Annotated in this window: 22 protein-coding genes; 13 read left to right on the top strand and 9 right to left on the bottom strand. The window is 57.2% G+C overall.

From position 1 onward, the window contains the following. Window positions 1-124: 124 nt before the first annotated feature. Complete coding sequence (tolC, locus tag CBW22_RS21755; protein ID WP_021509613.1) at window positions 125-1,597, bottom strand: outer membrane channel protein TolC; 1,473 nt, start codon at window positions 1,595-1,597, stop codon at window positions 125-127. A gap of 213 nt (window positions 1,598-1,810) precedes the next feature. Between tolC and nudF the strand changes: the two genes are divergently transcribed. The 9 genes from nudF to CBW22_RS21705 all read left to right on the top strand — a co-directional run bounded on the left by nudF (window position 1,811) and on the right by CBW22_RS21705 (window position 14,095). Further along, window positions 1,811-2,446 (top strand): ADP-ribose diphosphatase, encoded by a 636-nt coding sequence (gene nudF, locus CBW22_RS21745; protein WP_021509612.1) that lies wholly within the window; start codon window positions 1,811-1,813, stop codon window positions 2,444-2,446. Beyond that, window positions 2,443-2,868, top strand: a complete 426-nt coding sequence (locus CBW22_RS21740; RefSeq protein ID WP_021509611.1) for a DUF1249 family protein — start codon at window positions 2,443-2,445, stop codon at window positions 2,866-2,868. Before nudF ends, CBW22_RS21740 begins: the two co-directional genes overlap by 4 nt. Window positions 2,869-2,932: 64 nt before the next feature. After that, window positions 2,933-3,760 (top strand): 3',5'-cyclic-AMP phosphodiesterase, encoded by an 828-nt coding sequence (cpdA, locus tag CBW22_RS21735; RefSeq protein WP_088517846.1) that lies wholly within the window; start codon window positions 2,933-2,935, stop codon window positions 3,758-3,760. A gap of 3 nt (window positions 3,761-3,763) precedes the next feature. Further along, complete coding sequence (gene yqiA / locus CBW22_RS21730) at window positions 3,764-4,345, top strand: esterase YqiA (protein ID WP_058771368.1); 582 nt, start codon at window positions 3,764-3,766, stop codon at window positions 4,343-4,345. A gap of 46 nt (window positions 4,346-4,391) precedes the next feature. Further along, window positions 4,392-6,287 (top strand): DNA topoisomerase IV subunit B, encoded by a 1,896-nt coding sequence (gene parE, locus CBW22_RS21725; RefSeq protein ID WP_021509608.1) that lies wholly within the window; start codon window positions 4,392-4,394, stop codon window positions 6,285-6,287. A 272-nt stretch (window positions 6,288-6,559) separates the two neighbouring features. After that, window positions 6,560-7,459, top strand: a complete 900-nt coding sequence (locus tag CBW22_RS21720; RefSeq protein ID WP_058776526.1) for a LysR substrate-binding domain-containing protein — start codon at window positions 6,560-6,562, stop codon at window positions 7,457-7,459. A gap of 258 nt (window positions 7,460-7,717) precedes the next feature. After that, window positions 7,718-9,841, top strand: coding sequence for an Ig-like domain-containing protein (locus CBW22_RS21715; RefSeq protein ID WP_088517845.1), 2,124 nt, complete (start codon window positions 7,718-7,720; stop codon window positions 9,839-9,841). A 47-nt stretch (window positions 9,842-9,888) separates the two neighbouring features. Further along, a complete protein-coding gene (locus CBW22_RS21710; protein WP_088517844.1) occupies window positions 9,889-10,767 on the top strand; it encodes an OmpA family protein in 879 nt (292 codons plus the stop codon). A 205-nt stretch (window positions 10,768-10,972) separates the two neighbouring features. Beyond that, the gene (locus CBW22_RS21705) at window positions 10,973-14,095 is read left to right on the top strand and encodes an Ig-like domain-containing protein (RefSeq protein WP_088517843.1); all 3,123 of its coding nucleotides are present in this window, start codon (window positions 10,973-10,975) and stop codon (window positions 14,093-14,095) included. Between the two features lie 71 nt (window positions 14,096-14,166). On the opposite strand, the gene CBW22_RS21700 is transcribed toward CBW22_RS21705, so the two are convergent. Next, entirely contained in the window at window positions 14,167-14,475 is a 309-nt protein-coding gene (locus CBW22_RS21700; RefSeq protein ID WP_058759782.1) for a putative quinol monooxygenase, read from the bottom strand. Window positions 14,476-14,511: 36 nt separating this feature from the next. Continuing rightward, the gene (locus CBW22_RS21695; protein WP_010618479.1) at window positions 14,512-15,093 is read right to left on the bottom strand and encodes an NAD(P)H-dependent oxidoreductase; all 582 of its coding nucleotides are present in this window, start codon (window positions 15,091-15,093) and stop codon (window positions 14,512-14,514) included. Window positions 15,094-15,255: 162 nt separating this feature from the next. Between CBW22_RS21695 and CBW22_RS21690 the strand changes: the two genes are divergently transcribed. Beyond that, complete coding sequence (locus CBW22_RS21690) at window positions 15,256-16,020, top strand: transporter substrate-binding domain-containing protein (protein WP_088517842.1); 765 nt, start codon at window positions 15,256-15,258, stop codon at window positions 16,018-16,020. A 169-nt stretch (window positions 16,021-16,189) separates the two neighbouring features. Here the strand turns inward: CBW22_RS21690 and CBW22_RS21685 are convergent, their stop codons facing one another. From CBW22_RS21685 to CBW22_RS21660, 6 genes are all read right to left on the bottom strand, one after another. After that, a complete protein-coding gene (locus CBW22_RS21685) occupies window positions 16,190-17,053 on the bottom strand; it encodes a ketose-bisphosphate aldolase (RefSeq protein WP_021509600.1) in 864 nt (287 codons plus the stop codon). Between the two features lie 109 nt (window positions 17,054-17,162). Beyond that, window positions 17,163-18,014, bottom strand: coding sequence for a class II fructose-bisphosphate aldolase (locus tag CBW22_RS21680; RefSeq protein WP_058776532.1), 852 nt, complete (start codon window positions 18,012-18,014; stop codon window positions 17,163-17,165). 9 nt (window positions 18,015-18,023) lie between these two features. Then, window positions 18,024-19,115, bottom strand: coding sequence for a PTS fructose transporter subunit IIC (locus tag CBW22_RS21675; protein WP_058759786.1), 1,092 nt, complete (start codon window positions 19,113-19,115; stop codon window positions 18,024-18,026). Between the two features lie 11 nt (window positions 19,116-19,126). Then, window positions 19,127-19,441, bottom strand: a complete 315-nt coding sequence (locus CBW22_RS21670) for a PTS fructose transporter subunit IIB (protein WP_021313325.1) — start codon at window positions 19,439-19,441, stop codon at window positions 19,127-19,129. Between the two features lie 23 nt (window positions 19,442-19,464). Then, window positions 19,465-19,935, bottom strand: coding sequence for a PTS sugar transporter subunit IIA (locus tag CBW22_RS21665; protein WP_010618474.1), 471 nt, complete (start codon window positions 19,933-19,935; stop codon window positions 19,465-19,467). Between the two features lie 17 nt (window positions 19,936-19,952). Beyond that, on the bottom strand, window positions 19,953-21,512 hold the full coding sequence (locus CBW22_RS21660; protein ID WP_088517841.1) for a BglG family transcription antiterminator: 1,560 nt from the start codon (window positions 21,510-21,512) through the stop codon (window positions 19,953-19,955). 408 nt (window positions 21,513-21,920) lie between these two features. Between CBW22_RS21660 and parC the strand changes: the two genes are divergently transcribed. From parC to ftsP, 3 genes are all read left to right on the top strand, one after another. Continuing rightward, window positions 21,921-24,194 (top strand): DNA topoisomerase IV subunit A, encoded by a 2,274-nt coding sequence (gene parC / locus CBW22_RS21655; protein ID WP_021509596.1) that lies wholly within the window; start codon window positions 21,921-21,923, stop codon window positions 24,192-24,194. A 38-nt stretch (window positions 24,195-24,232) separates the two neighbouring features. Next, entirely contained in the window at window positions 24,233-24,970 is a 738-nt protein-coding gene (locus tag CBW22_RS21650; RefSeq protein ID WP_058759788.1) for a 1-acylglycerol-3-phosphate O-acyltransferase, read from the top strand. 270 nt (window positions 24,971-25,240) lie between these two features. Beyond that, window positions 25,241-26,668, top strand: a complete 1,428-nt coding sequence (gene ftsP / locus CBW22_RS21645) for a cell division protein FtsP (protein WP_031280127.1) — start codon at window positions 25,241-25,243, stop codon at window positions 26,666-26,668. The last annotated feature ends 52 nt before the right edge of the window (window positions 26,669-26,720 follow it).

Below are 26,720 nucleotides of genomic sequence, written 5' to 3'. Positions count from 1 at the left end.
CAAAGGTGGGGCTTAGGATAGGTGATGAGTGGTGGAAAATGAAGCGGGAAGCCGGGTGGCAAGGGGATCTTTACGTTGTTATACGTTTGAATGCGAAAGGGGCCGCAAGCGGCCCCTTGAAGGCTTAATTAGCGAAAGGATTGGCGCTGTTACGTGCCGCGGCCGGACGGGCCTGAGCGGCGGCGGAAGCGGAGGTCGCTTTCGGGCCGTTATCCACGCGCGCAGCCTGCTGGCTGTTTTCCGGCGCGACCACTTCTGGCGAGGTCGTCACTTCTTTGCCCAGCGTACTGTTCAGCTGCTGCAGATCCTGCTCGTTCAGCGTGCCCAGCGCATATTTGATGTTCAGCTGGTTAATCAGGTAGCTGTAACGCGCATTCGACAGCTGCTGTTTAGCGTTAAACAGCGTAGTCGTCGCGTCTAACACATCAACGATGGTACGCGTACCCACCTGATAACCGGCTTCCGAGGCATCTAATGAGCTCTGCGCCGAGATTACCGACTGTTTGTAAGCGTCGATGCTGCTGATCGAAGCGTTCACGTTGTTGAACGAAGAACGAACGGTCTGGATCGCGCTACGATGCGCGCCTTCCAGCTGCTCGCTGGCGGCGACGAAGTTATACTGCGCCTGTTTCACCTGCGAGGTCACTGAACCGCCGCTGTACAGGGGCAGTGAGAAGCTCAGGCCAACCTGGTTGGAGCCGGTGATCGAATCGGTGGTACCAGCGCTCTGATTAGCGCGGCTGCCGCCGTATTTGCTGTTCGACAGACCGGTAGAAGCGGTCAGATCCAGCGTCGGCATGTGGCCGGACTCGGCGGAGCGAATCTGCTCACGCGCCAGATCCTGGCTCAGACGAGCAGACAGCAGGTTGAGGTTACGGCTCTCAGCCTGTTTCAGCAAATTGGATACCGCTTCCGGACGCGCCGTTTTGAAACGATCGATATTCAGTGACGCCAGCGACAGATAATCCATGCCGGTGATCTGACGCAGCGATTCCACCGCGTTATCCAGGTCGTTACGCGCGGTCACTTCGTTGGCCAGCACGCTGTCGTATTGAGCACGGGCGTTCTGCACATCGGTGATGGCCACCAGACCGACGTTAAAACGCTGGGTGGTCTGATCCAGCTCGCGGTAGATCGACTGTTTCTGCGCTTCAGTGTAAGAGAGCGTATCAATGGCCTTCAGCACGTTGAAATAGGCGGTTGCGGTGTTCAGGATCAGATCCTGCTGGGCTACCTGATAAGTAACGTCCTGAATGCCGGCCGTTTTTTCCTGCAGCGTCAGCGCACGCCATTTCGACATATCGAAAATCGTTTGCGTTAATTGCAGCGAGGCGCTGGTCGTGTTGGAATGGAGACCGCTGTTGTCGCGATAGCCGCTGTTATAGGTATAATCTGCACCCAGACCCAGCTGCGGCAGCAACGGGCTACGCGCTTCGTTAATTTTCTCAAAAGCAGCGTCGCGATCGGCGGCTGAAGCACGCAGATCCGGGTTGCTGAGGCGCGCCTGCTGGTAGACCTGCAACAGGTTTTCTGCCTGGCTGGCAAGGCTGAAACCGCCCAGGCTCAGTCCAATAAAAAGTGGGAGCAGTTTTTTCATTTGCATTCCTTGTGTTGCAGCAAATGCACAGAGAGTGTGCTGCAGGTAAGCCAAAAAATAATCGCCGATTCTACAGAGGCGGCGTCAGAGATAAGTTGGCTGAACGTGCCTTCTCCCCCTAATTTACGTAAATAATTCAGAAAGAACCACTCGGACGGAGCACAAGGGTTGGCTTTTCTTCGCTCCATCCCAATCTGCATAAGGAACCAGATGATGGCGGGTGAAAAAAAATCCCCTGTGACTTTCACAAAAAACGATGTAGAAATTATTGCACGCGATACTCGCTACGATGGTTTTTTTTCCATCGTCAGTTACCGCTTCCGCCACCGCCGTTTCAATGGCGACATGAGCGGTGAAGTGGTGCGCGAAGTTTTTGAGCGCGGACACGCTGCCGTGCTGCTACCCTATGATCCCCTGCGCGACGAAGTAGTGCTGATCGAACAGATCCGCATTCCGGCCTATGATTCCAGCGCCACGCCCTGGCTGCTGGAGATGGTGGCCGGCATTATTGAACCGGGCGAAACGCCGGAAGATGTGGTGCGTCGTGAAGCGGTCGAAGAGGCTGGCCTCAAGGTTGGCCGCGTCAAACCGATAGTGAATTACTTAGCCAGCCCCGGCGGAACCTCTGAGCGTTTGTCGGTGCTGGTGGGCGAAGTGGATGCCAGCCAGGCAGAGGGAAATCACGGGCTGGAGGAAGAGAATGAGGATATTCTTGTGCATGTGGTAAGCCGCGAACAGGCTTATCGCTGGGTGGAAGAGGGGATTATTGATAACGCGGCATCTGTCATCGCTCTGCAATGGCTGGCGTTGCACCATGAGAAACTAAGAGAAGAGTGGAAGCCAACATGAAACAGCGCTATACCCCTGATTTCCCCGAAATGATGCGTCTGTGCGAAACCAATTTCGCTCAGCTGCGCCGCCTGCTGCCGCGCAGTGACGAGGCAGGTGCGTCGGTGATGTATCAGGTGAACGGCGCCAGTTATCAGCTGACTATTGAAGAGTCGACGCGCTACACCACGCTGGTGGAGATCCGCCAGGTGGCACCCGCAGTGAGCTACTGGAGCCTGCCGTCCATGTCGGTGCGGCTCTACCATGATGCGATGGTGGCTGAAGTGTGTTCCACTCAGCAGATCTATCGCTTCAAAGCGCGCTATGATTATCCTAATAAAAAATTGCATCAGCGCGATGAAAAACATCAGATTAACCAGTTCCTTGCCGACTGGTTGCGGTATTGCCTGGCGCACGGCGCGATGGCCGTGCCGGTGTGCTGATAGCGATACCCTGAATCCGCACGGGTATATAACGCAACGATAGCGTGGAGAGAAAGGAAACGCTTTGGATAGCCTGCTAACTCTTCCTGCGGCAAATGGGTCCGAGATCAGGATTTTACAAATTACGGATACCCATCTTTTCGCGGGAAAACATCAATCGCTGCTTGGAGTGAATACCTGGTCGAGTTTTGATGCGGTGCTGGACGCCATCGCGGCGCAACAGCGCGATTACGATCTGATTATCGCCACCGGCGATCTCGCCCAGGATCACACCGTCGAAGCTTATCAGCATTTTGTTGCGGGCATTGCACGTCTGCCGAAGCCGTGCGTCTGGCTGCCGGGCAATCACGATTTTCAGCCAGCGATGGTGGATACGCTGGCGCAGGCCGGCATCGCCGCGGACAAGCATGTGCTGCTCGGCGAGCACTGGCAGCTGGTGCTGCTGGACAGCCAGGTTTTTGGCGTGCCGCACGGCATGCTGAGCGACTATCAGCTGGAGTGGCTGGACCGCACGCTGCGTCAGTTCCCCGATCGCTACACGCTGGTGCTGCTGCACCATCATCCGCTGGCCTCCGGCTGTACCTGGCTTGATCAGCACAGCCTGCGCAATCCGCATCAGCTGGATGCGGTGCTGCAAAACTTCCCGCTGGCGCGCCACCTGGTGTGCGGCCACATTCATCAGGAGCTGGATCTCGACTGGCACGGCCGCCGCGTACTGGCGTCGCCTTCGACCTGCGTCCAGTTCAAACCGCACTGCACCAACTTCACCATTGATACCGTAGCGCCCGGCTGGCGCTGGCTGACGCTGCAGGCGGATGGCACGCTGCACACCGAAGTGAATCGTCTGCAGAGCGATCTGTTCCGTCCGGACCTGGATTCCGAGGGCTACTAAACCATGGCGGCGCTGATTTATCTGCACGGATTCAACAGCTCACCGCAGTCGGCTAAAGCGACGCAGTTACAGCAGTGGTGTCAGGCGCAGCATCCGCACATTGAGGTGCTGGTGCCGCAGCTGCCGACTTTTCCCGCTGAGGCTGCAGCGCTGCTTGAAGAGCTGGTGATGCAGTATGCCGGGGAACCGCTCGGGCTGGTGGGGTCATCGCTCGGTGGCTATTTTGCCACCTGGCTGTCGCAGTGTTTCATGCTGCCGGCGGTGGTGGTGAATCCGGCGGTGCGGCCATTTGAACTGCTGGTGGATTATCTGGGTGAAAACCGGAATCCCTACACCGGCCAGCAATATGTGTTAGAGTCTCGCCACATTTACGATCTGAAAGTGATGCAGATTGACCCTCTGGAAGCGCCCGATCTACTCTGGCTGCTGCAACAAACCGGCGATGAAGTGCTCGACTATCGCCAGGCGCTGGATTACTACAGCGCGTGCCGTCAGACGGTAGAAGAGGGCGGCAATCATGCCTATATCGGATTCGAACGCCATTTTGCGCAGATGATTGATTTTCTGGGACTGAATACTCCCTGATGCTGCGGGATGGGCCCATTTTCCTATTGCTAATCAGACTGTTACGATGAGCCAATCTAGCTATAATGCTGACGCCATTGAGGTTTTAACCGGCCTCGAACCGGTACGTCGCCGTCCGGGCATGTACACCGATACCACACGCCCTAACCATCTGGGCCAGGAAGTGATCGATAACAGCGTCGATGAGGCGCTGGCCGGTCACGCCAAACGCGTGGAAGTCATCCTGCACGCCGATCAGTCGCTGGAAGTGATCGATGATGGCCGTGGTATGCCCGTCGATATCCACCCGGAAGAGGGCGTGCCAGCGGTCGAACTGATTCTCTGTCGCCTGCACGCCGGCGGTAAATTCTCCAACAAAAATTACCAGTTCTCCGGCGGCCTGCACGGCGTGGGGATTTCGGTGGTGAACGCCCTGTCGAAGCGTGTGGAAGTCACGGTGCGCCGCAACGGTGAGATTTACCAGATCGCCTTCGAAAATGGCGATAAAGTGCAGGATCTGGCGGTGATTGGTACGGTCGGCAAACGTAACACCGGCACCAGCGTTCACTTCTGGCCAGACGAAAGCTTCTTCGACAGCCCGCGCTTCTCCGTCTCCCGCCTCAAGCACCTGCTGAAAGCCAAAGCGGTGCTGTGCCCGGGCGTCGAAATTGTCTTTAAAGACAAGGTGAACGATACCGAGCAAACCTGGCTGTATCAGGATGGCCTGACGGATTACCTGAGCGAAGCGGTGAACGGCCTGCCAACGCTGCCGGAAAAACCGTTTGTCGGCAGCTTTGCCGGTGATGTGGAGGCAGTCGACTGGGCGCTGCTGTGGCTGCCGGAGGGCGGCGAGCTGCTGACCGAAAGCTACGTCAACCTGATCCCAACCATGCAGGGCGGAACGCACGTTAACGGCCTGCGTCAGGGCTTGCTCGACGCGATGCGCGAATTCTGTGAATACCGCAATATTCTGCCGCGCGGCGTGAAGCTGTCGGCGGAGGATATCTGGGATCGCTGCGCCTACGTGCTGTCGGTCAAAATGCAGGATCCGCAGTTTGCCGGACAGACCAAAGAGCGTCTCTCCTCACGCCAGTGCGCGGCGTTTGTCTCGGCGGTAGTGAAAGATGCCTTCAGCCTGTGGCTCAACCAGAACGTGCAGGCCGCCGAAATGCTGGCCGAGCTGGCGATCTCCAGCGCACAGCGTCGTATGCGCGCGGCGAAAAAGGTGGTGCGTAAAAAGCTGACCAGCGGACCGGCGCTGCCGGGCAAGCTGGCCGACTGTACCGCGCAGGATCTGAATAAAACCGAACTGTTCCTGGTGGAAGGGGATTCTGCGGGCGGCTCCGCCAAGCAGGCGCGCGACCGCGAATATCAGGCGATCATGCCGCTGAAAGGCAAGATCCTCAACACCTGGGAAGTGTCGTCGGACGAAGTGCTGGCGTCGCAGGAAGTGCACGATATTTCGGTGGCGATAGGTATCGATCCGGACAGTGAAGATCTCAGCCAGCTGCGCTACGGCAAAATCTGTATCCTCGCCGATGCGGACTCCGACGGCCTGCACATTGCCACGCTGCTGTGCGCGCTGTTTGTGAGACACTTCCGCTCGCTGGTGCAGCAGGGCCACGTCTATGTGGCGATGCCGCCGCTGTACCGCATCGACCTCGGTAAAGAGGTGTATTACGCGCTCGATGAAGACGAAAAAGAGGGCGTGCTGGAGCAGCTGAAGCGGAAAAAAGGCAAGCCGAACGTGCAGCGCTTTAAAGGTCTGGGTGAGATGAACCCGCTGCAGCTGCGCGAAACCACGCTCGATCCCAACACCCGTCGTCTGGTGCAACTGACGGTCGACGAAGAAGACGTCGAGCAGACGTTACGGATGATGGACATGCTGCTGGCGAAGAAACGCTCGGAAGACCGCCGCAACTGGCTGCAGGAAAAAGGCGACCTCGCGGACCTCGAAGTGTGATGCAAACGGGACGCTGCGGCGTCCCTTTTTTATGCCGGCTACGCGTGCGATCGCTACCCGTCCCGATCTGTCCCATCGCCGCATGCCCGTTAATATAAACCGCGCTGGGCGCGGCACCCCTATGCCGCCTGCTGCCCCGGGTCAGCGATAATCCCTGCGTTTTGCTGCATTGTGGTATCCTGCCGCTGCTGAACGTGGAGCAATCTACCTCAGCAGCCGTGAGAACGAGGCTAAGACCGGTCTCGAAGTAGCAATGCGCTGAGGTAGGAAGAGTGAAAATCACACTGGAAGAGTTACGCGCCTGGGTCGCGGTGGTGGACACCGGTTCGATTACCGCCGCAGCGGAACAGCTGGATCAAACCAGCTCCGGCATCAGCCGGGCGCTGAGCCGCCTCGAAAGCAAACTGCAAACCACACTGCTGCACCGCACTACGCGTCGCCTGGCGCTGACCGAAGAGGGGCTGATTTTTCTCGATCACGCGCGGCAAATCCTCGCGTCGGTGGAGCAGGCCGAAGAGCATATCGCGCAGCGGCGCGACATTCCCTCCGGACGGCTGCGCGTCAACGCCAATACACCGTTTACCCTGCATGTTATCGTGCCGCTGGTTGCCGAATTTTGCGCGCGCTATCCGCAAATTCAGCTGGAGCTGAACACCGATGACATTGTCATCGACCTGCTTGAGCAGCAAACCGATATCGCTATTCGCATTGGCGAACTGCGCGACTCCACGCTGCGCGCCCGCGTGCTGGGCAGCAGCGCGATTCGCCTGCTGGCCAGTCCGGCCTATCTGGAAAAAGCCGGCGCGCCGCAGAGCGTGGAAGATCTGCTGACGCACCAGCTGCTGGGATTCAGCCAGCTGGACGCGCACAACGTCTGGCCGGTATGGCAGCGTGAAGGCGAGTTTTTGCGCATCAAACCCACGCTTTGCGCGTCGAGCGGCGAAACCCTGCGCCAGCTGGCGCTGGCCGGCCAGGGCATTGTGCGGCTATCGGATTTTGTCAGCCGCGAGGATCGCGCCAGCGGCCGGCTGGTACAGGTGCTGGAAAATGACACGCGCGAACTGCGCCTGCCGATTCACGCGGTGTACTATCGCAACCAGTCGCTCAGTTCCCGCATCACCTGTTTTCTGGATTTTTTACGGGAAAAAATTCAGGAAAATCATCTGTTATAGTCCGGTTCTGTTTGAATAACCTTTCCTGTTATGTTCTGCCCTCATCGATAAAAACGCTTTAATTCAATCGGTTAATGATTTAGCTATCTTTCGGCCGCCCATTTAAGAATTTTTTCCTAACGGGACATTTCTTATGTCTCGGATTTATCTCTTTCCGGATTATGTCGCAACTTTGAGCCCACCCAAGGGCAGAGCCAGGGAGATTGCGGCGCTTGCCTGCAAACGCGCAGTCAAAATTAATCGACGGAAGGAAGAATCATGAACGTTTCACCCGTAAGTGTGGCGGTTATCGATAAGAAAACCATAACCAAAGCGGAAGTGCTGCGCGCCGGTAAAGACGGCAAAGCAGTGAAGATTCAGGCAATTACCAACGGTAAATATCTGCTGACGCAGAATCAGGACGGCACCGCGCCTGAAAACATCACCGTTAAACGCGCAGGGAAAAACCTGCTGGTGATGCTGGAAGGCTCAGACGCCAGCAAACCGGATCTGATTATCGAAGATTTCTTCGCTAAATCCGGCACCTTAGTGGGTAAAGCGGAAGACGGCGAAATGCACGCTTACGTCGCGACGGACGGCAATGCCGACCACGAAGCGGCCGCGCTGGCCGACGGCGAAACCACCGCGCTGGCGCTGGGTGAAGGCAGCGTTGATGATAATTCCGGTTACGCGCTGGCCAGCGGCTTTGAATGGTCGCCGGCGCTGATTGCGCTCGGCGGTCTGGCGGCTATCGCGGCGGCGGCGGGTCTTGGCTATGTCGCGGCGAAACACCATTACGACAATAACGACGGCAGCCACAGCGGCAAAGGTGAAGGCGGCGGTGGCAGCGGCGGCGGCGATATCAGCAAGCCCACGATCAGCGATGTGATTGATGATATCGGTGACGTAACCGGTTCGGTGGCTAACGGCGGCCGCACCGATGACACCATGCCCACCTTCAACGGCACCGGCACGCCGGGCAACACCATTGAAATATGGGATGGTGAGACGCTGCTGGGTGAAGTGCTGGTGGATGACGAGGGTAACTGGACCTTTACGCCGGAAAAACCGCTGGCGGCTGGCAATCACAGCATCGTTACCGCCGAGCGTAACGCCGAAGGCGTGGTGGGTGAAGAGAGCGATCCGTGGGAATTCATCATCGATCTGACGGCGCCAGCTAAAGGCACTATTGGCAGCGTGATGGACGATATGCAGGATCCGCCGGTGCTGATCGAAAAAGGCGGCGTGACGAAAGACAATACGCCGACGCTGACCGGTAAAGCTGAAGCGGGCTCGACGGTAGAAATCTGGAACGATGGCGTGAAGCTGGGCACCGCCAGGGTAGACGCCGAAGGCAACTGGACCTTTACGGCTCCGGCGCTGCAGGATGGGCGACACGAGCTGAGCATCGTGGTGGTCGATCAGGTGGGGAACAAATCGCTGCCATCCGATCCGTTCATCGTTGATGTGGACACCGTGGCGCCGGAAAATCCGGGCATCGGCGTGATTAAAGACAGCGAAGGTAATCCGCTGGAAGACGGTTCCACCACAAAAGATCTGCGTCCGACGCTGGAAGGCAGCGGCAACGACGGCGATATCGTGGTGATTATCGACAACGGCAAGCCCATTGGTTCGGTGATTGTAGAAGACGGCAAGTGGACCTTCACGCCAGAAAACAATCTGCAACCGGGCGAGCACGAGCTGGAAATCGTGGTACGCGATCCGGCCGGTAACGAATCACCGGCCTCTGACAAGGTCACGATTGGGTTTGAAGGCGACACGCAAGTGCCGGTCGATCCTGAACCTGTCGATGGCCTGCCCGATCCGGACGTTCCGGTTTCTGGCGTGATTGAGCATATCTTTAAAGACAATAACGACGCCGGCGTGCGTACGCCAATCGAAAACGGCGGCGCGATGAACGATCCGAGCATCATTGTGTCCGGTAAAGGCGTGCCAGGCGAGCTGGTTACCATCTACATTGTCGGTCTCGAGAACAGCTACAGCTTCACTACCACGATTGGTGCTGACGGCAAATGGGAGCTGACGACGACGGATCTGGCGGATGATATCTATCAGCTGCGCGGCGTGTTCTCCAGCGATGGCGAAGTGACCGGCAAAACGGACATTTATGAAGTGGAAGTCGACACCATTCCACCGCCGCCGCCAGAGATTAATGCGCTTGAGCTGGCCGGTCTCGATCTTTCGGCTCTGCTTTCGCTGGACAATCATGAACTGTTCAATGAGGCCGACGATCAGCCGCAGCCGATTAATGCGGAGTTACTGCAGCTTAATAACGATGCGTTTAATGACTGGAATAATCAGGAAAGCCAGAGTGGTGTGATGGCTGAAAATAATTCCCAATCAGATGCGCTGTTCTTACAGAACGAAATCGAACAATTCTAATTTATCTGGAGCATACAGGTGCAATTTATTGCACCTGTGAAACTTAAATGAAAATTGCAAAAAAATTACTTTTAGCTTCACTGGTGTGTGCGCCAGTATTAACGACTTTTTCAACCCAGGCGCAAAATTCATTTGGTGCCGCATGGCGCAGTTTATCGCCGGTATCGGCAGAGCAGGCGCGGGTGGTTTATTATCGTCCGGCTTCACTAACCGGAGAAAAACCGGCGAATATTTATGTCGACGGTGAATTTCAGACGTCGTTACTGGCCGGTGGCTATACGGTGTTTTGTGTTGCGCCGGGAACCCATTCGCTGGGCAGTTATGTCAACGATGCGCCAGATTATCAGGGTAAACGCGCGCAATCGTGGAGTGATAAACTGGCTGCCGGTAAAACCTACTACATTCGCGCTAACCTTGATGACAGCGGTCGTCCGCTGGTGGTCAGCCAGCAGCAGGCGCAGCAGGAGTTACTGAGCACCAAACGGCAGGCTCATTTGCTGTCGCGCGCATCGTCGGTACAGCGCTGTCAGGAAGGAACGGCTGAAGCTTATGATAACTATGCGTTTTCATCTGACCTGCTATTCCGCTTTGGCAGTGCCAACAGCAACGACATCTCCGCACAGGGGCGCGAAGCACTCAGCAGCTTTGCCGGCATGCTGAAAAAGGAAAATGCCGCTCAACGCCACATCATCGTCACCGGCTTTACCGATCCTATTGGTAGCGACAGCAGCAATATGGCGCTCGGCCAGCGTCGCGCCGAGGCGGTGAAAGCACTGCTGATCGCCCAGGGAATGAATGCGGCCAATATCACCGCGCAGAGCATGGGGGAATCTCAGGTCAATACCCAGTGTTCAGGCAACCCGCAGGAGCAGAAAGCATGCTATGCCAGCGAGCGCCGGGTTATTATTAGTGTAGAAAATAAGTGATCTGATTTAATTATTTTAGCAGCGCATTCTCACATCTCATATTGATGAGGTGTGAGGCACTGTGCCTCGATAAAGTTATTAGAGGTTTATATAACTTAATCGATTAAGACGTTTCTCGTATTGTCTGCGGACATAAAAAGCGAAATTAAACCTGTATTCGGCTGGAAATCCCGAAACATTATTTAACGTAAAAGGAATGCACATCATGGCTAATATTCAAGGTAAATTAGAGAACGCCCGCGTTATCTCGACCAAAGATCAGTTTTATAAATGGATTGATAAAAGCGTAGGCGATGCCAACGGCGGCAAGCTGGAGATTACAATCGATGGTAAAGTGCACATCGTTGATATCAGCGAGGACGGCAAATGGTCATTCGACCCGGAAACCAGCTGGTTAGACGGCACCCATGTTATTCAGCTGGTATCGATTGATAAAGCGACCAACCCGAGTGACCCGGCTATCTTCATTCTCGATATGGATACGACGCCTCCGGCGAAACCGGAAATCTGGCGTGTAATTGATAATGCGGCGGAAGATCACTATCTGACGCCGGGTGACGCTACCAGCGATAAAACGCCGGCGCTGTCCGGTGTGGCCGAGCCTGGCACGATTGTTACCCTGTACGATAACGGTGAAGAGATCGGTTCCGTCGTAGCAGACAAAATGGGTGCATGGAGCATCACGCCGGAGCTGGCAGACGGCGAGCACAAACTGACCGTGATGGCGAAAGATAAGGTTGGCCATGAAAGCCCAATTTCTGATGCTTTCAACCTGACGATTGCCGACGGTGTGGTCACTCAGGCAGTGAACGAAGCGGTATCTGAAACGCCAGCAGAATCAGCCTCTGTGGACGCGGCTGCGTTAACTGGTAAACCCGTTAAAACCATCAACACAAAAGTAATTACGATCGGCGGTACAAACGCGGAACCCAATGCATTAGTACAGATAGTAATTGATGATACAGTTTACACCACTCGTGCTGATGCCAGCGGCAAATGGCAGTTTGATTCGCCGGAGCTGAAAGAGGGTTTACACGTTGCCGGCATTCGTTATCTGGACCGCGCGGGCAACTGGGGACCATCAACTCCGCTAATCTACAATATCGACACTTCTGCACCAGAAGCGCCGCAGATTATGCGCGTGATCGATAATGAAGGCAGCGCAGATACCTATCTGACGCCAGGCAACTACACCAATGACAAAACCCCAACCCTGTACGGTGTTGCTCAGCCGGACAGCGTAGTCAAAATCTACGATATTCGCTCCAACGTGATTGGCAGCGTAAAAGCCGGTGCCGATGGCCGCTGGAGCTTCACGCCGGAACTGACCACCGACGGCACCCACGTGTTCAGCGCTAGTTACACCGATCGCTTCGGTGCCGAGAGCCCGCGCTCTGACAACTTCGCACTGACGCTGGACTCCTCCGTGCCGGGCGCGCCATCACTGAATGAGGTGATGGATGACGAAGGCCGCGTTACCGGTCCGCTGAAGTCAGGTGACATTACCGATGACAAAACCCCAACCCTGTCGGGCAAGGGAGATGCGGGCGTGATCGTGCGCGTGTGGGACGGCGATAAACTGATCGGTTCAACCGTGGTGGACCAGCGCGGTGACTGGAAACTGGAAGTTGAGCTGGGTGAGGGCGAGCACTCGCTGGTTGTGGATTCCATCAGCAAAGGCGGCACCGTCTCTGAGAAAACCGATCCGTTCAAACTGGTTGTCGACAGCAATATTCTGCCAGCACCGGTGCTGGATGAGATGGTCGCCAACAACGGCGATGAAGAGCGCGTACTGCAGCCAGGTGATTCCACCAACGACATCACGCCAGTGCTGCGCGGTGAAGGCAACAATGGCGACATCATTTCCGTGATCGTTGATGGCGAGCAGGTGGCAACCGTAATCGTTAAAGATGGCAAGTGGGAAATTGAATTGCCAGAGCTGACAGAGGGTTCACACGATATTGAACTGATCGCCAAAGATCCGGCCACCGGCAAAGAGTCTCCGACCTCTGATCCTATCAACGTGATTATCGATGTTACGCCTCCGGATCAGCCAAAACCACCGACGATTGTCGATAACGAAGGTGAGAATACCGGTCCGGTTGAACCAGGTAAGCCCATTGATGACAACCGTCCAGGCTTCGGCGGCGACGGCGGCACTCCGGGCGATAAAGTGGAAGTCATCATCGAAGACGGTACCGGTAATAAAGTGGTGATCGGCACCGGCATTGTCGGCGAAGACGGCAAATGGGAAGTGAAGCCTGAAAACCCAATCGATGACGGTAACTACGAAGTGATTATCGAAATCACCGATCCGGCTGGCAACGTGTCCAACCCATCCGATCCAATCGATCTGATCATTGACACCAAAAAGCCAGGCTCAATGGAAGGCTCGTACGTACTGGAGGATAACATCGGACCTATCACCGGTGAGATCAAAGACGGCATGGTCACCGATGACAAACAGCCAACCCTGAAGGGCACGTCACCGGATCTGTCGCAGGTCATTATCTATATCGACGATAAGGAACCTGTCGTGGTTGAAGTTAAGGATGGCAAGTGGAGCTATGAGCTGCCAGAACTGGGCGAAGGCAACCATAAGGTTGAAGTACAGCCGGTGAGCCAGTCCGGTGTGAAAGGCGACAAAGAAGCCGCCATTAACTTTGACGTGGATACCACCAAGCCGGAGCTAGTTGAAGGTGGCGTTGATGCTAACTTCGAAGGCGTGTTTGCGGATAAAACCGGCACTGAAACCCATGTGCGGCCGGACACCAACGACGACACCCTGATCTTCAAAGGCAAGGGGTCAGAAGACGGTTCTATCGTGATGATTTGGGCCGACGAAGCGCGTACTGAGCTGATCGGCTCTACCGTGGTGCAAAACGGCGTGTGGCGCTATGAGTCTGACAAACTGGCAGAAGGCGATTATGACTTCAACGTTACGATACGCGATGCGGCCGGTAATGAACTGGTCATCGACAAAACCGTTTCGACCAACGTCGACGTCACTCCGCCGCCGCCGCCAGAGATCAACTCGATCTTCGCTGCCGGTGCCACGGATGTAGAAGGGCTGATGAGCATGTCGCTCAACGACATCATGGCGCAGGGCCAGGACTCCCTGTTCATCGACAACGGCAAGTCACAGCTGGTGGTGAATGCCAAGCAGGGCGAGGCGCTGACGCTGGAAGACATCCTGCCAGCCGGTGAAGATGCCAGCTCCTGGCAGCAGGCGGCCGGTACCGTCACCGTCGGTGGCAACGAGTACAACGTCTACAGCAACGGTGATGCGGAACTGCTGGTGCAGAACCTGCACAACGAACAGCACTGATCATTGATTAGTCGCTAAACAAAAGCCCCGGTCGCAAAACCGGGGCTTTTTTTATGCCTGCAGCGGAAAAATCAGGCGGTCGGTTCCAGCACCAGAATTTTCACGTCTACCACGTCATCTTTGATGGTGGCGCGGTGCGCATCCATGTGCGGCATCTGCTGATGCTGCTCCAGATGGCGCAGCGATTCCCACTGCTCGAGCATAAAGATCGAGTCTGGCGAGTTCTGCTTCCACGGCACCTGCGCCTGGTGATCGACCAGCGCATCGTACTGATGGCAACCCTCTTCTTCCAGCACGACAGGGATCAGTTTATTAATCGCCTCCAGCACCTCCTGACGGCGGCCCGGCTTAACGCAAATTTCTGCAACCACAGTTAACATAACGCTTCCTTCTGTTTTTTCCCGGTGTGCTTACAGTTAAGCAAAGATCTGGCTGAGATGAGTCCGATAACGTGCGATATCGCGCGGCACGTCCGGCTGTTTAATCACGTCGTTACAGATAAAGGTCGGCAGACTTTCCATACCGAGGAACTGATTGGCTTTATGGAAGTGCAGGTACAGGCCGTCCACGCCGACGCCTTCGAAGAACTGGTCAGGATCGGTAAAGGCTTCCAGCGGCGCGTTCCAGGTCAGCGACAGCATGTATTTTTTGCCCTGAATCAGGCCGCCGGAACCGTATTTTTTGCTGGCATCGCTGCGCGAACGGCCATCGCTGGCGTACAGCGCGCCGTGGCCCAGAGTAAACACCTCATCGATGTACTTTTTCACCGTCCACGGCTCGCCCATCCACCAGCCCGGCATCTGATAAATCACCACGTCGCTGTCGAGGTATTTCTGCACTTCGTCCGCCACGTTGTAGTCGCTATCGGCAACGGTCACCTGAACCTCATGGCCCAGATCGCGCAGCTGGCTGGCCGCCACTTCGGTCAGGGTATGGTTCAGTTCGCCTTTGGAATGGGCAAAGGTCTTGCCGCCGTCGATAATCAAAATCTTGCTCATGGATAATTCGCTCCGTTTCTCATAGATGCCGCCCACTCTACGCGCGCGCGTGGGGCAAAAAAATGCGTGATTGATCACAAGACTTTTGCTCTCAAAGCAATAATGCCGTCACTTATGCAACAATCCGCACGCAAACCAACATCCACTTAAAAAGAACACACCATGAAAACTGTGATACTGAGTGCCTTACTTCTGGTGGCCGGCGCGGCTCAGGCGCAATCCCACCTTGATGACGTTCGCCAGAGCAAAACATTGAAGATCTGCACCACCGGCGATTACAAGCCTTACACCTTTCTGCGCAGCGACGGCCAGTATGAAGGGCTGGATATCAGCATGGCGCAGTCGCTGGCCGCCAGCCTCGGCGCAAAGGTGCAGTGGGTACCAACCACGTGGAAAACCCTGAGTGAGGATTTCGTGGCGAAACAGTGTGATATCGCGCTGGGCGGTGTCTCCGTGACGCTTAAACGTCAGCAGATTGCCTGGTTCGCGCAGCCGCTGGGCGTCGATGGCAAAATTCCGCTGGTGCGCTGCGCGGATAAAGCGAAGTACCAGATGGTTGAGCAGATCAACCAGCCGCAGGTGCGGGTAATCGAGCCGGCTGGTGGCACCAACGAAGCGTTTGTGCACAGTCATCTGCCGCGGGCCAGCCTGCAGCTGGCGGAGAACACCGGGATTTTCCAGCAGCTGGTGGATAACAAAGCCGACGTGATGATCACCGATGCTTCCGAAGCGCTGTTCCAGCAGCAGCACTATCCGTCGCTGTGCGCCATTAATCCGCAGCAGCCGATGCAGTATGGCGAGAAGGCTTACATGATTCCGCGTGATGATATGAGCTGGAAGCTGTATGTCGATCAGTGGCTGCACCTCAGCACCGCCACCGGCGAATATGCGCAGATCGCCAGACAGTGGCTGGGCGTGGTGAAGTAATCGTTAGCGATAAATCGTATCGCGACAGGCGTTACCGTCCTGTAGCGGCGCAATTTATTGCGCAATCAGCAGCAGTGCGGCGGGTGAATACGCGCGATAAACCGCGCCGCTACGGCATGGGCTACTGACACCCTGCACTTCCGTAGCGGCCATATTTATGGTTTTGAAATCAACGATACAACCCGGCTTTACCTAACCCGCCGAACAGATTCATCTTGTAGCGAATCACCGCTTTCGCAGCGGCGATGGCATCCGGATAAATCACATTCGGATCCCACCAGCTCTCCCGCGCGAGGATCTCGCGCAGTCGGGCGAAATAGGCGAACTTCATGTCGCTGGAGATATTGATCTTGCCTACGCCCAGCGTCACCGCCTCGGCAATCTCCGCGTCCGGATTGGCCGAACCGCCGTGCAGCACCAGCGGAATATCTACGCGCTGAGAGATATCCTTCAGAATGTGCATCTGCAGCTCCGGTTTCATATCTTTGGGATAGATGCCGTGCGCGGTACCAATCGCCACTGCCAGCGTATCGACGCCGGTGCGCTGCACAAAATCTTCCGCCTGCGCCGGTTCGGTGTAAATCACCTTGCTCACGCCACCTTCCACTGTGGTGCCGGTATCGCCGATGGTGCCGAGTTCGCCTTCCACCGACACGCCCACCGCGTGCGCCAGCTTCACCACCTCTTTGGTCAGCGCCACGTTCTCTTCGTACGGCAGCAGCGAGCCGTCAATCATTACCGAGGTAAAGCCGCACTGAATAGCGCGCAGCACCTGCGCAATTGAAGCGCCATGATCAAGGTGAATAGTGAACGGCACGCGGCTTTTTAAGGTGCGTTCGCGCACGTAACCAAAAAATTCATCGGTGACAAATTCCAGTTCACTCGGATGGATAGAAATAATGGCGGGCGTATTGGTGGCTTCGGCTTCTTCCACCACGGCCCGGATAAAGCAGCTGTCAGCGACGTTAAATGCGCCGATGGCGAAGCGATGTTCACGGGTCGGGGCCAGCATCTCTTTCATTGAAATCAACATGTTTATGTTTCCTTAGCGTGAGTTTTACCAGAGCCGGCGCACGCGCCGACCCGATGAGGGATAAAAAGAAACAGTTGGAAATTGCGCCGCGATCGGGGCGTGCGCGCCGTCAGTAGCGGTTTGCCGACCCTGACCAGCTCAGATATTCAATAACCACTTCGCGACAGGCGGACTCCATCAGCGCCAGCACATCGGCCAGCTCAGCCTGCGGGTGCTGGCGCAGCGCCTGCTGCACCGCGTGCTTACCGGCGTCGAACACCGCAGCGCCGACGTTGATCTTGGCGACGCCACAGGCGCTGACGCGGCGTATATCCTCCGCCGGGGTGCCCGAGCCGCCGTGCAGCGCCAGCGGCCGCGTTGTCACCGCGTGCAGCTGTTGCAGCCGTTCGAAGTCGATCTTCGGCTTTACGCCCGGTGGATAAAGCCCGTGCGCGGTACCGACCGAAATCGCCAGCAGGTCGATGCCGGTCTGCTCAATAAACGGCAGCACGTCTTCTACCCGCGTCATCTTCACGGCGGCATCGGCCAGTTCATATGTGGGCGCATCGGCGATATGCCCCAGCTCGCCTTCAACGCACACACCAGCGGTATGCGCCATCTTCACTACCGCTGCGGTCTGACGAATATTGTCCGCCAGCGGCTCGGCCGATGCGTCAATCATCAGCCCGGTAAAGCCGGCGCGAAACGCCTGACCAATCAGCGGAAAGGCTTTGCCGTGGTCGAGCGCCAGCGCCACCGGCACCGCAGCCTGAGCCGCCAGCGCCTGCACCAGCGGCGCCGCCACCGCTGGCGGAAAATGCGCGCTGTGTCCCTGATACACGTTGAGGATCAGCGGCGCGCGCTGCTGTTCCGCCGCCTGAATCGCCGCGCGGGCGGTTTCGAGGTTGAAGCAGTTGATCGCCAGCACCGCGTACTTGTGCTGGAAGGCGGCCTGAATCAGGTCATTCATCATGGCAAACATGCGGGCTCCTTATTCCAGAGTGAATTTGATCTCTTCATCGCGGACGCCGGGTGCTTCCACGTCATCGAACTCTTCATCCTGCTGTGTGACCGGTTTTTTCATCACCGACAGCATCACGCCGCACACCACGGTGCCGATGCCGAGCGCCAGGCAGAACAGCCACGGTTTGGTGAACAGCGGCACCACGAACATGCCACCGTGTGGCACCGGCGCTTCCACGCCCCACACCATAATCAGTCCGCCGGCCAGCGCTGAGGCCACCACGCAGCTGGCCACCACGCGCAGCAGGTCGCGTGCCGCAATCGGAATCACGCCTTCGGTAATCATGCAGATGCCCATCGGGAAGGCGGCTTTCAGCGCCTCTTTCTCTGCTTTGGTGTATTTGTGGCGCGTCAGCAGATAAGAGAGGGTGATGCCGAACGGCGGAATGATGGAGCCGACAAACTTCACCGCTTCCGGACCGTAAATGCCGTCGACCAGCATGCCGTCGGCGAACAGCGACATGGTCTTATTGATCGGCCCGCCAAAGTCGAAGGTAGCCATCGCGCCGAGGATGGCGCCCATCACGAATTTGGAGCCGCCCTGCATGGATTCCAGCAGATGAATCAGCGTCTTTTGCAGCCAGACGATGGGCTGGCCGATAAAGGTCATCATCAGCAGCCCGGCGATGATGGTGCTGAGCAGCGGCAGTACCATGATCGGCATCAGCCCCTGCATCGACTGCGGCAGCCTGATCACCCGGCGCAGCAGCAGCACGGTGTAGCCGACGAGGAAACCGCCCAGAATCCCGCCGATAAAGCCGGTGCCGATCTGGCCGCAGATAAAGCCGACGATCAGGCCAGGCGCAAAGCCGGGACGATCGGCAATCGAGTAGGCGATGGCGGCGCTGATCAGCGGCACAATCAGCCCCATGCCCCAGCCGCCGATCTGGTTCAGCATCCACGCAATGCTGCCGGTCTGCTTGCCGACGTCCGGCCCGCCAATCACCTGGCCGAGCGCGATGCAGATGCCGGCGGCGACGATCAGCGGGATCATCCATGAGATGCCGGTGAGCAGGTGGCCTTTGATCTCCTGGCCGTACTGACGTTTGTGATCGCTCATGATCGATCTCCTCAGGCGCGCGCCAGTGAATCCGCCACTTTTTCGAGGAATTTCACCGGTGACTTGATCACCACTTCGGTTTTCACTCGCACGATGGGTTTGCCCTGAAAGCGCTCTTCGCCGTTGATCTTGACGTCAACCGCGAGGATCACCACGTCAGCGGCGTCAATCTGCTCACGCGTCAGCGGCGTTTCAGTGCCGATGGTGCCCTGGGTTTCAACGTGGATGGTGTGGCCCAGCGCGTGGGCCCCCTTAATCAGTTTTTCGCGCGCAATGTAGGTATGCGCGATGCCTGCGGTGCAGGCCGCTACACAGACGATATTCATGTGGCACCTCAAGGTGTTGGGTGTTAACAGAGGTCGGTTTCGGCGTACTGACTAAACAGCCGGATGATATTGCCGGGGTCATTCTCCGCCAGCAGTCGGGCTATCACCTCATCATCGGCCAGCGCGCTGGCCACCTGCGACAACAGGCGAATATGGGTGGTGTTCTGATCTTCCAGCCGCACGGCGAACAGGATAATGCAGCGCACCTGGCTGCCATCCAGCGTTTCCCACGGAATATCCTGCTGGGTGCGGCCAATGGCGAGCGTGGTTTGTTTGACCGCCGACGATTTGCCGTGCGGAATCGCGATATGGTTTTCGAAGCCGGTCGAGCCTTCCGCTTCACGCAGCCAGACATCGGCAATAAACGCGGCGCGATCGCTGATGGCGCCGTCGCTCACCAGCAGATCGGTGAGTTCGTTGATCGCCTCTTCTTTACTGGTGGCGCTAAGCGCCAGGTTAACGCGGCGCGGCGTCAGAATGCGGGAAATGTCCATGGTTGCTCCTCATTCAATCAGTGTGCGGCCAACGCGCAGGGCGTGCCGTTGGGCAGCTGGCTGCCAATCATGGCGTCAGTGACCCGCCGGATATCGTCATCATTAAAAAAAGCGCTGACATACACGGCCGGAATGGCACCGGCGTCGAGATGAATGGTGGTGATCACCAAATCCACCGCGTGGTGCTGACAAAACGCCGCCTGATTGCTGGCTGACACCACGCCGGCAATTTCCCAGTCCGGAAAAGCGCGTAATATGCGGCTCTTGAGCAGGTGCGAGGTACCCACTCCGCTGGAGCACACCACCAGGATGCGTTTGTGGGCGATCTGCCGCTCCAGTGCCGCCTGGAAATGGACGCACAGATAACCAATCTCATCCTCAGCCACCGGCGACAGAGCGAAGGTGCGCGCGGTCAGTTGCATTGCCTGCTGAGTCAGGGAAAATATCTCTTTCATTTCCTGTTTAATATCATCCAGCAGCGGATTGCGAATATGAATGTGATATTTAAGCCGGTTTAATAATGGCTTTATATGCACCAGTAAACCGTCAAATAATAAACGGTCCTGAGATAAGTCCTGCTGAATAAACGCCGAGAAACGATCAATTAATTCGCAGGTTATTTTAACCGACTCGGCAGTGGAAAATTGATTATGCAGCGTCACCTGATCGCCACGCTCTTCCACCACAATGCCGGAGGAGACGATATATTGATAAATAAAGCCGACTTCATCGGCCGGCAATGCACAGCCGATGCGCTGCTCAATGCGCCCCACCATCTGCCGGGCAATGGTGAGAATCGACTGATCCAGATCGTGCGCGGTGGTGAGAATGTCCAGCGCCAGCGCGTTGCCCTGCGCCATGCGGTGCATCATGATCAGGATGTGCGTGCACAGATTGAGATACCAGGCATCGCCCAGCGGATAACTCAGCTGCTGCTCCATCTGTTGCAGCAGCGTCTGCACAAAGGCCACATCCTCTTCGCCAAAATAGTGCACCAGCGCCTGCTGGCTGCCGGGATCGAGCCGCGGCAGCAGCGGCGTACCGGCGACCTGTTGCTGCATCACATCGTTGATCAGTGACACCATCGCCTGACGCAGCGCCTGCTCATGGCCCTCTATATGCGTACCGCCCGGGCCGCGCTGCAGCGTTAATCCCAGCGGCTGCAACCACTCTTCAATCACTTTCAGGTCGTTCACAATCGAGGCGTGGCTGATAAAGTAGCGCTCGGACAGCTTGCTGATTGACGTGGCACGCGGCGCATCGCTCAGGAGCTGGGAGGCGATTTTTATCCGCCGGCTGTTATGACTGAGCGCGTCGCCGGCCTCGTCGCCGTTCAGCTGCTGCTCCAGCTGCAAACGCTGCTGCATATCCTCAACCCGCAGCCGCACACCGCGGCCAGGGGTTTTCTCCAGCGTCAGCGCCCAGTTGCTGAGCCAGCTCTCCAGCCACTGCAGGTCGCGCTGAATGGTCTTTCCGGAGACACCGAGCTGTAACGCCAGCTGACCAATCGGCTGCGGTGCCGCCTGTTGCAACAGCAATTTCACTAACCGGTGTTGTCGCGAAGTCAGTATTTGCATTCGGTCACCCTTTATTTTGGTAAAACCTAATGGGATTTTTCCTTGTGGCATTTATTTCATTGCCAGCAAGCCGTCGCGAAAAAGGTGTGTCGTATGGAGTATGAATTTAGGAAAGGATGGCGGCAGCAACAATACTAAATGTTGTCCCGTCAGGCGGACAGCATTAATACACCGCGGTGACGGGGAATTAAATGCGAGTCTGCTCACACAATAACGCGCTAAATAAGTGTGATGATGCTCCCAATCCTTTTTATTTTTCCAACCGGCGTCACGTTATTTAAGGCCGGGAGATTCTTTCTGTCCTCAACGGCTTCCCTGTGACTAAATCCCACGAATAAGGTACTATCCTCGCCAAATGACCGCCGGATGACCCGCCGTTGCGGGCCACGAAGTGAGGATGCCAGCTTAATGAGTGAAATGACACAGGATGGCGCAGAGCGTCTTGCCCTGCACAAGTTTACTGAAAACGCGTACCTGAACTACTCCATGTACGTGATCATGGACCGTGCGCTGCCGTACATCGGTGACGGTCTCAAGCCGGTGCAGCGCCGCATTGTTTATGCCATGTCCGAGCTGGGGCTTAACGCCAGCGCAAAATTCAAGAAATCGGCGCGTACCGTGGGTGACGTGCTGGGTAAATACCATCCGCACGGCGACAGCGCCTGCTACGAAGCCATGGTGCTGATGGCGCAGCCGTTCTCCTACCGTTATCCGCTGGTGGATGGTCAGGGCAACTGGGGTGCGCCGGACGATCCGAAATCCTTTGCGGCGATGCGTTACACCGAATCGCGCCTGTCGAAATATGCCGAAGTGCTGCTCAGCGAACTGGGGCAGGGCACGGTGGATTACATCCCGAACTTCGACGGCACGCTGCAGGAGCCGAAAATGCTGCCGGCGCGCCTGCCGAACATCCTGCTCAACGGCACCACCGGCATCGCCGTGGGTATGGCGACCGACATTCCGCCGCACAACCTGCGCGAAGTGGCCGAAGCCGCGGTGCGCCTGATCGACAAGCCCAACACCACGCTGGATGAGCTGCTGGAGATCGTGCAGGGGCCGGACTTCCCGACCGAAGCCGAGATCATCACGCCGCGCGACGAGATCCGCAAAATCTACCAGAACGGCCGTGGTTCGATCCGCCAGCGTGCGGTATGGAAAAAAGAGGACGGCGAGGTGGTGATCACCGCGCTGCCGCACCAGGTGTCGGGCGCGCGCGTGCTGGAGCAGATCGCCAGCCAGATGCGCAATAAAAAGCTGCCGATGGTGGAGGATCTGCGCGATGAATCGGATCACGAAAACCCGACGCGGCTGGTGATTGTGCCGCGCTCCAACCGGGTGGATCTCGATCAGGTAATGAACCACCTGTTTGCCACCACCGACCTGGAGAAGAGCTACCGCGTTAACCTCAACATGATCGGTTTGGATAATCGTCCGGCGGTGAAAAACCTGCTGGAGATCCTCTCGGAATGGCTGGTGTACCGCCGCGATACCGTGACACGCCGTCTCAATCATCGCCTGGAACGCGTGCTGCGTCGTCTGCATATCCTCGAAGGTTTGCTGGTGGCGTTCCTCAATATTGATGAGGTGATTCACATCATCCGCAGCGAGGATGAGCCGAAACCGGTGCTGATGTCGCGCTTTGACATCAGCGAAACCCAGGCCGAAGCGATTCTGGAACTGAAACTGCGCCATCTCGCCAAACTGGAAGAGATGAAAATTCGCGGTGAACAGGCCGAGCTGGAAAAAGAGCGCGATCAGCTGCAGGCGATCCTCGCCTCTGATCGCAAAATGAGTAACCTGCTGAAGAAAGAACTGCTGGCCGATAGCCAGACCTACGGCGACGATCGCCGCTCGCCGCTGCATGAACGTGAAGAAGCGAAAGCGCTGAGCGAGAACGAACTGGTGAGCGCTGAGCCGGTCACCATTGTGCTGTCGCAGATGGGCTGGGTGCGCAGCGCCAAAGGTCACGATATCGATCCGGCAGGATTAAGCTACAAAGCGGGCGACAGCTACCGTGCCGCCGCGCGCGGCAAGAGCAACCAGCCGGTGGCGTTTATTGACTCCACCGGCCGCAGCTATACGCTGGATCCGACCTCGCTGCCGTCGGCGCGCGGGCAGGGCGAGCCGCTCACCGGTAAGCTGACGCCACCGCCGGGCGCGGTGATTGAGCAGGTGCTGATGGAAGCGGATGATCAGAAGCTGCTGATGGCCTCCGATGCCGGCTACGGCTTCATCTGTACCTTTGCCGATCTGGTGTCGCGCAACCGCGCCGGTAAAGCGCTGCTGACGCTGCCGGAAAACGCCAAAGTGATGACGCCGCTGGCGGTGCACTCTGGCGACGACATGCTGCTGGCCATCACTCAGGCCGGCCGTATGCTGATGTTCCCGGTGGCCGATCTGCCGCAGATGTCGAAAGGCAAGGGCAACAAGATTATCTCGATTCCGTCCGCGGACGCCGCCGCGGGCGTGGACAAGCTGCAGTGGCTGCTGATTCTGCCGCCGGGCAGTTCCATCACTATCTATGTCGGCAAGCGTAAGCTGATCATGCGTGATGAAGATCTGCAGAAAGTGCGTGCTGAGCGCGGCCGTCGCGGTAGCGTATCGCGCGGACTACAGCGGATCGATAGCGTGGAAGTGAATGCGCCAGCGCGGCCAAAAAGTGACGCGAATAGCGAAGAGTAAGACTGAAAAGGCGAAGGACTGCCACATTTGAGGAAGCTATGTTACTAATTTTACGCACGTTGATCGTTGTGATTTATTCGATTCTGGTTTGTGTGTTTGGCAGCATCTGGTGTCTGTTTTCACCGCGTAATCCGCGCCACGTGGCGACCTTTGGTCACATGTTTGGTCGTCTGTCGACGGTGTTTGGCGTCAAAGTCGAACTGCGTAAACCGGCGGATGCCGAAAGCTACGGTAACGCGATTTACATCGCTAACCATCAGAACAACTACGACATGATCACCGCTGCCAATATCGTGCAGCCGACCACGGTCACGGTGGGCAAGAAAAGCCTGCTGTGGATCCCGTTCTTCGGCCAGCTCTACTGGCTGACCGGTAACCTGCTGATTGACCGCGACAATCGCGCCAAAGCGCACGGCACCATCGGCGAGCTGGTGGCGCAGTTTAAAAAGAAGAAAATTTCCTTCTGGATGTTCCCGGAAGGGACGCGCAGCCGCGGACGCGGTCTGCTGCCGTTCAAGACCGGCGCGTTCCATGCGGCGGTGGCGGCGGGCGTGCCGATCATCCCGGTGGTGGTCTCTAACACCCACGGCAAAATCAAACTGAATCGCTGGAACAATGGCTTAGTGATCGTGGAAATGCTGCCGCCGGTGGATACCACGCAGTTTGAAACCACGTCGGTACGTAAACTGGCGACCCACTGCCGTGAATTAATGTCTGCTAAGCTGGAAGAGTTGAACGCTGAAGTCGCCGAACGCGAAAAAAACGGTAAAATCTAGCCGGCAAAAAAATGGCTCACCCGCAGCGCGCTATGGCTCGAGCTGTCGGGTGCGCTTTGATGCGTGACGGGCCCCGCTGTTTGTAGGGTGCGCATTCATGCGCACCGGGTTCCGCCGTTTGCAGGATGCGCATTCATGCGCACCGGGTCCCGGATGCGCATTGACCTGACCCAAACACACAGCCGCGCCGGTCGGGCGCTTCACAACACGATTAAAAATAACAACATGGACACGGCGTCTTCACGCCACGCTCAAAAGGTCTGAAGTTTTATGTCTTGCAGCAGACGTCAGTTTATTCAGCTTTCTGCCGGTATGGCGCTGGCTTCCAGCGTTATGCCTTACGCCGCCCGCGCCGCCGCGCCACTGGGTGATGTGCCTTTGCCGGTGCCGCCGCTGATCGAATCACGCCGCGGTCAGCCGCTGTTCCTTACGCTGCAGCGCAGCCACTGGTCCTTTAACGGCAACAGCAACAAAGTGCCGGTATGGGGCATTAACGGCCTGTACCTCGGCCCGACGGTGCGCGTTTACAGCGGCGACGATGTCAAACTGATCTACAGCAACCGCCTCAATGAACCAGTGGCGATGACCGTCAGCGGTTTGCAGGTGCCGGGCGCGCTGATGGGCGGTGCGCCGCGCATGATGTCCGCCGGCGTAGACTGGGCGCCGGTGCTGCCGATTCGTCAGGGCGCAGCCACGCTGTGGTATCACGCCAACACGCCGAATCGCATGGCACCGCACGTCTATAACGGCCTGGCAGGCATGTGGCTGATTGAAGATGACATCAGCAAAGCGCTGCCGCTGCCGAAGCATTACGGCGTCGATGATTTCCCGCTGATTATTCAGGACAAGCGCCTCGATAACTTTGCCACGCCGGTTTATAACCCACCGTCCGACGGCGGGTTTCTCGGCGATACGCTGCTGGTTAACGGCGTGCAAAATCCGTATGTCGAAGTGTCGCGCGGCTGGGTGCGTTTGCGCCTGCTGAATGCGGCCAATGCACGCCGTTTCGATCTCAGCTTTAGCGACAACCGGCCGTTTACGGTGATCGCCAGCGATCAGGGCTTCCTGCCCGCGCCGGTAGCGGTACAAACGCTGTCGCTCGCACCGGGCGAACGCCGTGAAGTGCTGGTGGATATGTCGCAGGGCGATGAAGTGTCGATCACCGCAGGCACGGCGGCAGGCATTATGGATCGTCTGCGCGGGCTGTTTGAGCCGTCATCGATTTTGACCAATACGCTGGTGCTGACGCTGCGTCCAACCGGCCTGCTGCCGCTGGTGACCGACAACCTGCCGATGCGCCTGTTGGCGGATCAGATTCTGGATGGCGTGGCGGTGCGCACGCGTGAATTCCGTCTCGGCGACGGCACACCGGGCATTAACGGTGTGCTGTGGGACATGAATCGCATCGATACGACGGTGCAGCAGGGCACCTTTGAGCGCTGGATCATTCACGCCGACCGACCGCAGTCGCTGCATATTCAGGGCGTGATGTTCCTGATTAAGAGCGTCAACGGCGCGCAGTCGATGGGAGAAGATCGCGGCTGGAAAGATACGGTCTGGGTGGATGGCGATGTCGAACTGCTGGTGAGTTTCCCGCAGAGTTCGTCAGAGCATTTCCCGTTTGTCTATTACAGCCAGACGCTGGAGCTCGCCGATCGCGGCACGGCAGGGCAGATGGTGGTGAATCCGGTCGGGTGAGGTGCGTTGCTGTTCCCTCACCCTAACCCTCTCCCGCGCGCGGGAGAGGGAA

Source organism: Pantoea sp. VS1, assembly GCF_002207995.1.
Taxonomy (GTDB): domain Bacteria; phylum Pseudomonadota; class Gammaproteobacteria; order Enterobacterales; family Enterobacteriaceae; genus Pantoea; species Pantoea dispersa.
Note: the sequence above shows the minus strand (reverse complement) of the source record. Positions and strands in the feature narration are given on the sequence as shown.

Bases quoted from the DNA above. Each gene is read 5' to 3' on its own strand.
- tolC (WP_021509613.1), bottom strand. From the start codon at position 1,597: ATGAAAAAACTGCTCCCACTTTTTATTGGACTGAGCCTGGGCGGTTTC.
- nudF (WP_021509612.1), top strand. From the start codon at position 1,811: ATGGCGGGTGAAAAAAAATCCCCTGTGACTTTCACAAAAAACGATGTA.
- CBW22_RS21740 (WP_021509611.1), top strand. From the start codon at position 2,443: ATGAAACAGCGCTATACCCCTGATTTCCCCGAAATGATGCGTCTGTGC.
- yqiA (WP_058771368.1), top strand. From the start codon at position 3,764: ATGGCGGCGCTGATTTATCTGCACGGATTCAACAGCTCACCGCAGTCG.
- parE (WP_021509608.1), top strand. From the start codon at position 4,392: ATGAGCCAATCTAGCTATAATGCTGACGCCATTGAGGTTTTAACCGGC.
- CBW22_RS21715 (WP_088517845.1), top strand. From the start codon at position 7,718: ATGAACGTTTCACCCGTAAGTGTGGCGGTTATCGATAAGAAAACCATA.
- CBW22_RS21710 (WP_088517844.1), top strand. From the start codon at position 9,889: ATGAAAATTGCAAAAAAATTACTTTTAGCTTCACTGGTGTGTGCGCCA.
- CBW22_RS21705 (WP_088517843.1), top strand. From the start codon at position 10,973: ATGGCTAATATTCAAGGTAAATTAGAGAACGCCCGCGTTATCTCGACC.
- CBW22_RS21700 (WP_058759782.1), bottom strand. From the start codon at position 14,475: ATGTTAACTGTGGTTGCAGAAATTTGCGTTAAGCCGGGCCGCCGTCAG.
- CBW22_RS21695 (WP_010618479.1), bottom strand. From the start codon at position 15,093: ATGAGCAAGATTTTGATTATCGACGGCGGCAAGACCTTTGCCCATTCC.
- CBW22_RS21690 (WP_088517842.1), top strand. From the start codon at position 15,256: ATGAAAACTGTGATACTGAGTGCCTTACTTCTGGTGGCCGGCGCGGCT.
- CBW22_RS21685 (WP_021509600.1), bottom strand. From the start codon at position 17,053: ATGTTGATTTCAATGAAAGAGATGCTGGCCCCGACCCGTGAACATCGC.
- CBW22_RS21680 (WP_058776532.1), bottom strand. From the start codon at position 18,014: ATGTTTGCCATGATGAATGACCTGATTCAGGCCGCCTTCCAGCACAAG.
- CBW22_RS21675 (WP_058759786.1), bottom strand. From the start codon at position 19,115: ATGAGCGATCACAAACGTCAGTACGGCCAGGAGATCAAAGGCCACCTG.
- CBW22_RS21670 (WP_021313325.1), bottom strand. From the start codon at position 19,441: ATGAATATCGTCTGTGTAGCGGCCTGCACCGCAGGCATCGCGCATACC.
- CBW22_RS21665 (WP_010618474.1), bottom strand. From the start codon at position 19,935: ATGGACATTTCCCGCATTCTGACGCCGCGCCGCGTTAACCTGGCGCTT.
- CBW22_RS21660 (WP_088517841.1), bottom strand. From the start codon at position 21,512: ATGCAAATACTGACTTCGCGACAACACCGGTTAGTGAAATTGCTGTTG.
- parC (WP_021509596.1), top strand. From the start codon at position 21,921: ATGAGTGAAATGACACAGGATGGCGCAGAGCGTCTTGCCCTGCACAAG.
- CBW22_RS21650 (WP_058759788.1), top strand. From the start codon at position 24,233: ATGTTACTAATTTTACGCACGTTGATCGTTGTGATTTATTCGATTCTG.
- ftsP (WP_031280127.1), top strand. From the start codon at position 25,241: ATGTCTTGCAGCAGACGTCAGTTTATTCAGCTTTCTGCCGGTATGGCG.